The organism is Lacrimispora sp., assembly GCF_047605665.1.
In the GTDB taxonomy this organism is placed as follows: Bacteria; Bacillota; Clostridia; order Lachnospirales; family Lachnospiraceae; genus Lacrimispora.
Map to the genome: position 1 here is coordinate 287,395 of NZ_JASGFH010000001.1, position 10,843 is coordinate 298,237.

Sequence of the window (10,843 nt, forward strand, 5' to 3'; positions counted from 1 at the left end):
TGCCACTCTAGATTGTTTTTTCATAAAGTTACTTTTTTTCATTATGGTATAACCGCTCATACCTCACTTGAGGAATTATGCAATTTACTCTATTGGTTATTCTCTTAAAATATCTCCAAAAAACTCGATCGCATATCGTCTTTTTATAATGTCATGGTGCTTCTGGTTATAGTAATTACATAAGCAGCTATAACATGCTGAATCGCCATTACTATCCTCACCACAATGACACTGCTTTACGATATCAAGTGATTTGTTTAACATGTTTTTCAATTGGACTTCATCCGCCTCGCCAATTCTTCTGACATGGCCAGCACCTCCAGGTACTGTATCAAACAAGATAAAATTTGTCTCCCAAATACCATTATCTAGTTTATTGTAGTGAAGTGTTCCTGATATATCGTTACGCTCAATGCCCAAGTATTGGCTAACCCCCTCAAGCAATGCATATACAATTGATAATGCCTTTTCCTTTTCTAAATAACAGCTAAGAGATAAATAGGCTACATCAGTCTTGAATTTATGTCCCAGTGTTCGTCTGTATAGTTTTTTATTTGCACATGACTTGCCATAAGGGTTATTATGATATTCTTTATCAATAATAAAATTCTCTTCTTTATGCTTATCATCAACCTTAGCGTATCCACAAGTATCACATACAAAGAAACTCGACGTATTGATAACAACCAACTCATCATTAGATGTGGACTTAATTTTGATTATGTGGTTATTAATCTTTAATTCCTTGTTCTCATTCTCAACAGTTTCTTTTTTATCACCAACGTAGTATATTTCTCCTCTATAAGTACGCTCTGGTTTCTTTGTAGATGATTTATTAATCTGTGGACTAATGATAAAGCCGTATTCAGGAATAATAAAAGTATTATTCTTGTAGACTACTTCACCACAAATCTCACATTTACCTATGAATCCGTTTTCATCTTCAGAAATATGACGTTTGATATTCAAGTGGCCACATTGCTTATTAGAGCACATGCCAAAATCATATAAATCCCAAACCTTGTTTTGTCCTGAAGGTCTCTTAATAAACTGGCTCTTATAGATATCTCCATCAGCTATAACTTCAGATCCCGGTGCATACTCAGAAATGGCAATCATCAGATCTCTTTGCAATCTTAATTTTGATGATTTTCCAAAGCTATTACTGATTGCATTTTTATCAAAAGATGTAACCAACTCAACAGTATCAACTGGGAATCCGTATTTGGGGATAATGTTTTTCTTAGATAAGAATGCCAGTATGTTCTCATTTTTAATTTTTTCTGTATAGTCATCAATCTTCTTAATATAGTCACCAACAGAATCCCCTTGTGCAGCTTTCTCAAGGGCTTCCTTTCTAAGCTTGCAGAGTTCTTCTAGTTCAACTGTATATTGGCTATACACTTTTTCTAAAATACCGTCTTCTGATATCAGTTCTTCCAGCCAATTAGAAACTTTGCCTTTAAGCCCAGCAGGCACAAACTCGTAAAGATATTCTTGAACGGTCTTCGGTAATTCCTTGATATACCTTAGTAAGAACTCATAATTCCCACCATCAAAGAATGTACCCACATCTTTATACGCAGTTGAATAAGCCCTCCAGTATGATGCAATGATAGCTGCGTTCATATGGCGCTTAACGATTTTTTCATTTTCTGTCTTAAATTTGGGAGGATATATTTTTCCCTTTATCATTTTCACTGGTGCATTGAAATAAGTAAGATCATGTGAAGATAACCTACAAAATGTCAGAGAATAGGCAACAGAGTCTTTTCTACGACCCGCTCGTCCTGCTCTCTGGGCATAATTTGCAGGTGTTGGTGGCATGTTTTTCATAAAAACCGTTTCTAGTTCCCCAACATCGACGCCCATCTCAAACGTCGTAGAACAACTGAGTACATTAATATCCTTTCTAACAAACATTTCCTGATATCTTTTTGCAGTATCAGGGCTTAATTGGGCAGTATGTTCTTTTACTTTCATAGGGAAAATATCAAGTTCTAAATACTGTTTTCTGTAATGATTGTTCGAAAAGTCTATTTCAAAATTGCATTCTGCAAGCAATCCGTCACATCGATTAGCTGGGCATGTATCACCAATATTGTTGGTCGTTAGTTTTCCACACTTGCTACAAATATACCACTTTATCTCATGTGAAAATGATGTCTTGATTTTAAATCTTGAAATATCCATAACATATTGATCTGGTGCTTTTGCTACTAAACCACCTCTCGGAATAAAAACACCGTCCCATATTTTCACTAGATATTTGTTCACTTCATCCTTATTATCTTCATTTAATGTCTTTTTTATATAGTCGAATCTAACATTAGCATTGTTTGATGAAATCCATGATTTCCTGTAGCTTTTCTTTTTTTCTTCCTTACTCAAATACTTAGACATTGTGGATTCGATGCCTTTATAAATGTAAAACTCTTTATCTGCTTTTAGCATGTCTTTAGCCAGCGGGAAATCAAACATACAATCTCTTTTAAAGCTGTTTGCCAATACTTTTTGTATTGTAATAGCATCACTCCCCTTGTATGCTCCTAATTGTGGTAATGCTTCTGCTTGATAATCAAACAAAATCAAACCAATGCTTTCCAAACTATTCCTATCATTACTTGAAATTTCATATAAGATTGTCTTCCAAGCTTCCTTGAGTGAAGCATCGGCTTCAACAATCTGATGACGCCCAAAGAGTCCTGCTAATTTCTTCGCTGCTGCATTAATCTCTATTCCGTCAGATGATGCATACTCTCCAATTTCTTTTAGCGCCTCAATAAACAATCTCCGTCTAAGAATGTTGTTATAGGTGAAATCAAAGTAGCTCGCAAAGTATGCAGCTTCTTGCCTGCTATCCGAGAAAACCAATAATTGCTTCTCAACTCGATTTGTTAATACTTCCTTAACTGAGATACTTCCGCTTTCTCCAAAAAAATCGTCATCAATTTCATGAATAGCTTCTGATACCTCGACTAATTGAGCCGGAATTTCTTCATAAAGGCTTGAACCTATTACACTCGCAGCTGCTTCTTGACCCAAATAAAACCCTCTCAAGATAGTTCCTTGGGTATTAATCAACCCACAAGCTGCACATTTGTTAAGTACTTTATTTTTAGGCACCAGTTCAACTACCTTTACAATATGCTCTTGACCACAATCGCACATGTTTCCATTAACAATATTTGCCTTCTCAATTTTTCCGCATTTTCCACAAAGATTGAAAATATTTTCTTCATCCTCATCGTCGATTGAGCCTTCGTCAATAAAATTTTGATTGTCGATGCTATCAACCAGCATGTAGAAATCATTAATCTCTTTATTTTCGTATTCCTTTTTTTGCTCTAAATAGGAATCTTCAATTTTCGCTTCCAAATAAACATGTCCACAGTACTGACATACAGCGATTTTGTAACTCTTAAATTCCTTCCCACCAATATACGCTTTGTCTCTCGGAGTAATTGATAATTCTTTATTTGCGCCTAATACAACATAAGCCCCTTCTAGCGCCCTGATAAACATATGATATCGGGCATCAAGGAGCATAATATTCTTCTTTTCGGCCTTTCTGGCAATGGAAACAAAAGCCACAACATTGATTTCGTTGACTTTTATCTCTTCAGATATTTTCTTTATGGTAACCGGCTCATTGCTTAAAACCTCTCGCATTCTATAATAGAATCGATCTTGAATAAGAAAATCGTATAATAGCTCCTGAACACTGTCAGCAGCGCTTACAAACGAACTATCTATTGTCTGCAAAAGTGTTCTGATTTCATTGATAGACGCTCCTCTATCAATGTGCTGATTGATTGAAATATATATATCACTTCTATATTCCTTAGCTTCACTTGAATCAAATTTTGAAAATCTAAATGCACGCACAATACTCTTTTCATCAAATGTAACTCCGGTACAAAGTCTTGATGCAAAATCACAGATATCTTTATTATCTTTCTCATCACCAAGAGTAGCACTAGTTAAAATGAATCGTATATTCTCTCGAGTTACCAACGTGTTCTTGAGTCTCCGAAGCAGCATGGATACCTCTATCCCTGTTGCACCGGTATAAGTATGAGCTTCATCTAGGACAATGAATTTCCATTCTTTTGAGTTATCTCCATTGAAAAAAACATTGTCTGCTGGTCTTAACAACAAATACTCCAGCATCGCATAGTTTGTAATCAAAATATGCGGCGGCCTATCTTTCATTTGGTTTCTTGATATTCTTTCATTGGATAACGGCTTTTGTCCACTATTTAAAGACATATACTTTGACAGTGCATTTTTATCTTCCTTTTCCGTTTCCCCAGTATAGGATCCAAAAGTAATATCCGGATAATTTGCTAGCAATTCTCTCATTCTTTTCATCTGATCGTTGGCAAGGGCATTCATGGGATAAATTATCAACGCTCTTACACCATCGTTTAAAAAACCTTCTACCTTTTGCTCCATTAAATAATTGATGATGGGTAAAAGAAAAGATTCAGTCTTACCAGAGCCCGTGCCCGTTGTAACAACAAGATTTCTTCCTTCTCGGATTTTTCTTATGGACAACTCCTGATGTTTATATAATGACCTTGTCAATAAATTGGGATTCCCCCTGTAGAGTGCTTTGAACTCATTGCTTAATATCTCTTCATTAATAAGTTGATTAATACTTTTACCAAATTCAAAGGAATCAGAGAAATCTAAGTACGGACCTTTCGCAAAAAAGTCTTTTTTCTCCAGATAACTTTTAAATTGTTTCATGTAGTCTTTGTCATCAATATAGAAGGTTGTTTCAATATACCTTAGATATTTCTCAATAATGTTCTCCGATGCAACCAGTGGATTTAAGCCCATTTCACGTCACCTCACTTTACAATTTCTAGTTCTACTGTATCAATCAATTTATAGCGCTGCACATTGCGTTCTTCTTCCCGTGGATTGACATACTTGGTTTTCACATCGTATATCAACCCATCTTCATCTTTATCTAGAATCTCAAATGTCAGTTTGTCTGACTCTACATATATTGGCTTCAAGATGAATGGATTATGATTGGTAAAATACCATTCACGCTCTTTGCCAGTAAACTTATCTCGTATAAAGTACATACCGATAGCTTCATACAAACCTCTTTTTCTCGAAAACCTAATATCTTTCAGATAAAAATTTGATAGTTCATATTTATCATTTTCGCTGATACAATGCTTCCCTTTGAGCAATTTATTCTTGGTGCATACAATAACAGGATCGCCAACTATGAATGACTCATGTACCAATATATTTCTTTCTGCATCTCCTCCAAAGAAATCATCCTCATTTAGCTGATAAATCTCAAGTTCATGTTCACTGTAATACAGTTCAATGTCACGATCCATGAGATGATCATTATCTTGTACCACATAATGCTTAATTACATTGCGTGTTGGTGTGTAAATGATATCTATATGTAGATCGCCACTTCCAATATATTTCCACTGTGCATATAGCCCTTGAATTAAGTTGTTCTTATCATAGTAAGAAACAGAAAAATCTTTTATGAATGGCTTAAAGTGAATTTCTGTAATTCGTTCTTCTTTTCCATTTATTAGAATACCCAGAGTTACGGGATCTTGGTTTCTAATTTGGAAAAAGTGTTCAATTGAAAACCTATACTCGTCCCCATTCTTCTTACCTTGGAGCTTCTCATATGCTGCCCCTGTTATCACATGCAGTTGTGATGAAAATTGGTTTGGGAACTTGATGTATAGCTTCTGTTCCTTTATCTCTTCCCACCAAATGTCATCATATCTGCTTGAAGCTGAGCTCAAGTCACCCAATCTCCACCTCAAGACAGGTATGTTCACAATCAGCTGATAGACCATAGCATTATACTCAAATTTGATTTTAAAATTGTCATCTAACCCAAGATACACTTTTTGTGGGAACGAAGCCCCATGAAATTCCACATTCTCCGCTTCAAGTCTGGTAATATTAGCTGCTTTCTCGTTATAGTAGTACTTCTGGTCAAATTCATACCGCAGTGACCTTAGAATAAAAACTCTTTCGTCAAGATAGATTCTATTACTACCTTTTTGTCGAATAACCACACGTACCGGAACGTTGTCTCTTATAAGGCTATCATCAATGAGAAAAATTTCCAGCTCATCACCGCTGCCATCTGATAGTAGCTTCAATTCACACTCAGCAACATCCCCCAATTGGTAGTTCTTGTCATTAAGGGAGAGGATGAAATCCTGTACTGTTTTTTTGTATGGTATCCTCAACCGGATTTCCGGAATATCAGAATAAACCTCAAAAATCGACTTATTAGAGTCTTTTATTGTCACCCCACTATATTTCTTTTTAGAACAAATCTCATTTCTGATGGCAGCGACATTCGTTGAAAGAACTTTGTTACCAATCAACAGTAACGATTCCTCATTGAGAAATACAGTCGATATTCTATAGTTGGCTACATAAGCAATATCAATCTGAGCATCATCTGATAAAACCTCGGATTCAACGCTGGTAATAACCTTAACCGTATCATCCGCCAAATTTTTTGGCCGAATCTCATTTCCATCGAGATCAAAAATTATAAACTCTCTATTTAAAACTTCGCCAGAAGAATAAATTGTTTTATAGCCGCAGACTAGCCGGAACTCCAACTCTGAATAAAATGCAGGCAAACAAACTGTAGCTTGTTCTGACTTGAAAAATAACCGGCTTTTTGTCAATGACACCTTTTCTCGGTGAATTACCGTTCCATGGCCCAGAACCTCTAAAAAAATGTCACTCTCGATATAATCTGAATCTATAATTTGCTTTGGTATTTGCAAATATAACTTCCCATGTTCGTAGTAATACTGAGCTTTCTGGAATTTCTTGAATCGTTCAGCACCCAGCTTTCTGCTTGCTGACCTTTTGAATCTCTCTTTAATTATGTAACTATATTGTTCAAAACGAATATCAAATCGGTCATTTTCTAGATACTCAATAAAATCACCGTAATTCGATTGATTTATATAAAATAGAATTCTCTCAAAAATTGGTGCTACTACACTTGCAGCTTTAACAAATGCAATTCTGAACGCTTTGGGAAGATGTTGATTTGCAATTGTCATTTTCGATCCCTGAACAATCAAGCTTATATCATTGTCTTCTAAATATTTTGAGAACAGTCGATGCATGTATTGAATAAGTTCCTCTACCTCTGCATCGATATAATCTTCTTCCAAGTCTCTAAAATACAAATCATGCAAGAACTCGAAAAACTTTGCCATACTTGCATTGGGTAAAATAGCATGTGTAAGTATCGAGGTTACATAGCCCTTGTTCTTATTTCCGACATGAAAATACAAACCATTCTTATCGCAAAAATCTTCGAATGATTTCTTCCCTATTTTCATCGCTTCAGCTTCATCGATATCAAGCCTTGCAGCAAATTCATTCCAAAATTGACCATTTTGAAATTCGTTAATGGCAAACAAAACAAGAGCAATCGATAAAATCACTGATTTCTCATCTCGTAGAACATAGGTGCTTTTATTAATTAGGGCTCCAGCAAACTCCATTAGTTCACAGTACGATTCATCATCAGCCTCAATGATACCTATCAAGAACTCTCCTGAATGAGTTGCTATTCCTTTATTAACTTCATATAATAATCTTTCAACTTTCACTGGTTTCCCCATACTATTCATCCCCACAAAACGTAATTTCAAAGTAGCATTAAGTAAAAATGTAATACTGTTTTATATATTCTTGTAAGTATTTCCCTTCAATTATAACTAATCAATCACATCCTTCAATTTACCCAATAAGTGAATTTAATCCGTTACTGATTCTTAAAATCTGATTATACGTGTACATTACTTGGAGTTAAATTGTACTTTACGCAATTCGGCTAATAAACTTGGTCTTTATAAAACTTCATAATATCCTACCATAATTGTATATCCTTTCCTGATGCTTTTCAACACGTACTTATATTTTTAGACAATAATTTCAGGAAATTTAAATATATTGTCATCTTACATTTTGTTCTGTAAGGGCTTAACGCTAAACATGCATTCATCTTTGCTGTAAATTTCCAAATCTTTACCAAACACTAAAATCCGCTCAACTTTATTCCTGACAACCTCTTCATTATAATCACTATTCTCACAAATCTTTTCACCTAAGACATTTTGAACCCATCTTTCATCTATTGTGGGGGAATGTGAACAGCTTTCTTTACCCTTTTCAATTCTCGTTGCACATCTCCAAACTACCTTACCTCTTTCAGTTCTTCTCCGATATGAATCACCACAGTCTCCACACACAAGAAAATTTCCCAAAATATACTTACCATTATATTTGCTGGTGCTAGATTCCACTATGCCATCTTCTTTACGAACCAGCCTTGCACGTCTAAAAATTTCTTCTTGAACCTTATCAAATACTTCGACAGTAATAATAGCTGGATGACTATTCGTTATATAGTAACACTCTCTTTGACCATCATTCTTACCTTTTTTACCTGATATAAAATCTTCCGTATAGGTCTTTTGTAGTAGAGAATCACCCTTATATTTCTCGTTCTTCAATATCTTTTGAATAACTGCTGTTGCCCATATTTCTTTGTCTGTAGCAGTTTTAATCCGATGTTTTTCTAGATACTCTTTTATTTGTTGCAATGTACCGCCTCCCAAATACAACTGATAGATTTTCCTTATGATGTCGGCTTCTTCCGGCACTACTATCCATTCATCATTATCGCGCTTGTATCCCATGGGCATTTTGCCAACAAAATCATCACCTCTTTCAAATTTACGTTTGTATCCCCATTGAACGTTTTCGCTTAGATTCCTGCTCTCCTCCTGTGCTAAAACTCCATTAAATGCAATATCTATTTCTTTTTCTGTTTCAAGTGAATTTAAATTTTCCTTTTCAAAATAGATATTTATACCTCTTGCTTTTAAACTTCGGATAATATTTAGTATATCTAGCACATTCCTGGACAATCTACTGATAGACTTGGTAATGATATAATCAATTTCACCACTATATGCCTTCTTAAGCATAGCATCCAAACCATTCCGTTTCTCTTTTCTAAGACCGCTTTCGCAATCATAAAATACACCTGCGAAATCCCATTTTGAATTCGTTTGAATTAACTCAGTATAATATTTGATTTGAGTATCAATGCTACTTTTCTGAGTTTCTTGCTCTGTACTAACTCTGCAATATGCAGCAACCTTTAATTTTCCTCCGCTTCTCAAAGAGTTCTTGGCAGGAATAAATATAATTTTCTTCATAAAAATATCCTCCTTATTTTTTCAAAGAAAAAGAGCGCAAAAGCAAATCGCTCTTACGCTCATAGTTTATTATTTATTTTCAATTATTAATGTTCTTGATGTTGCAACAGGACTACAACTTCTGTATGGTTAGTCCCCGGAAACATATCTATCCCCCACACTTTCCTCGCCTCATACCCCTTCTTCCTAAAATGCTCCAAATCCCGAACCAACGTCTCCGGCCCGCAAGACACATATATAACTTTTTCCGGCTTTATCTTTGCTACAGAATCAATAAACTCCTCTGTACTTCCACTTCTAGGCGGGTCCATGAACACCACATCTACAGATTCCCCATCCTCCGCCATATTCACCATAAATTTCCCTGCATCATTGCAAAAGAATCTGGCGTTCTTAATTCCATTAATCTTGGCATTTTCCACCGCATCCCGGACTGCATCCCGGTTTAATTCCACACCGATGACCTCTTTTGCATATTTACTTGCAACAAGTCCAATCGTACCGATTCCGCAATAAGCATCGATCACTCGTTCCTTTCCTATCAACCCGGCAGACTTAATAGCCAGATCGTACAGCACCTCAGTCTGGACCGGATTTACCTGATAGAAAGATTTGGAGGAAATCCTGAAACGGCAGCCGCATAAAATATCCTCAATATACCCCTTTCCATACAGTACATTCTCCTTATCTCCCAACACCATGCTGGTATCCCGATCATTTACATTCTGTATTATTGTGGTTATTTCCGGATGCTTCCTTCTTAGTTCTTTCACAAAATTATTTTTAGACGGAAGTATAGGAGAAGCAGTCACCAAAACAACCATAATCTCCCCAGTGGAAAATCCCCGCCGTACCAGCACATGGCGCAGCAAGCCATACCCTGTATCTTCATCATAAGTACGAATTTTAAAAGATTTTAACATTCCACGAATGGTTCCAATGATTTCATCAGCCTTTTGATCCTCAATTAAACAGGACTCCACCGGAACGACCTGGTGAGAATTAGCTTCATAAACACCGGAAATGGGATTGCCCTTTCTGTCATGATCAAAAACTGCGTGGACTTTATTCCTGTAGTGGAAAGGATTCTCCATTCCAATAATAGGCTCTACTTTACAATACGGCTTAAGCAATTTCTCCAATTGCTTCTGTTTCTGCTCCAACTGCTTTTCATAAGGCATATCCAAAATCTGGCATCCACCACATTTATGAAATACCGGACATTTGGAAGAATGTTTCTGGAACCTCTTTCCCCCATTCTCTTCCTCATACCTTTTTTGATCAAATGAATTACCTCTCATGCCATCTTTCAAGCCTTTTTTTGCACTATCTTTCGCTCCAGCCCTCGAAATATTTTTCACGCTATCTTTCGCGTCATATCTTGTGCTGTTTTTCATATTACCTTTCGTATTATCTTTCATACTATTTTTCGTGCCGTTTTTAAAACTTTCTCTTGTACTATCTTTTACACCATCTCTTGCATTATTTTTCGTATTATCTTTCGCCCCATATCTTATATTGTTTTTCGTGCTGCTTTTTGAACCTTCTCTTGTACTATCTTTTACACCATC

4 protein-coding genes are annotated in these 10,843 nt (G+C 35.9%); all 4 read right to left on the reverse strand.

The annotated features are described in order from the left end of the window. Positions 1–96: 96 nt before the first annotated feature. Complete coding sequence (locus QM657_RS01365; protein ID WP_415064724.1) at positions 97–4,848, reverse strand: DEAD/DEAH box helicase; 4,752 nt, start codon at positions 4,846–4,848, stop codon at positions 97–99. Between the two features lie 11 nt (positions 4,849–4,859). After that, on the reverse strand, positions 4,860–7,667 hold the full coding sequence (locus tag QM657_RS01370; RefSeq protein ID WP_415064725.1) for a hypothetical protein: 2,808 nt from the start codon (positions 7,665–7,667) through the stop codon (positions 4,860–4,862). 339 nt (positions 7,668–8,006) lie between these two features. Continuing rightward, positions 8,007–9,272: a recombinase family protein gene (locus QM657_RS01375; RefSeq protein WP_415064726.1), complete on the reverse strand. Its 1,266-nt coding sequence runs from the start codon at positions 9,270–9,272 to the stop codon at positions 8,007–8,009. An 86-nt stretch (positions 9,273–9,358) separates the two neighbouring features. After that, positions 9,359–10,843 (reverse strand): 23S rRNA (uracil(1939)-C(5))-methyltransferase RlmD (rlmD, locus tag QM657_RS01380; protein ID WP_415064727.1); only part of this gene is annotated, 1,485 nt, incomplete at its 5' end.

Excerpts from the sequence above, each read along its gene's own strand:
- QM657_RS01370 (WP_415064725.1), bottom strand. The coding sequence starts at position 7,667 with ATGGGGAAACCAGTGAAAGTTGAAAGATTATTATATGAAGTTAATAAA.
- QM657_RS01375 (WP_415064726.1), bottom strand. The coding sequence starts at position 9,272 with ATGAAGAAAATTATATTTATTCCTGCCAAGAACTCTTTGAGAAGCGGA.
- QM657_RS01365 (WP_415064724.1), bottom strand. The coding sequence starts at position 4,848 with ATGGGCTTAAATCCACTGGTTGCATCGGAGAACATTATTGAGAAATAT.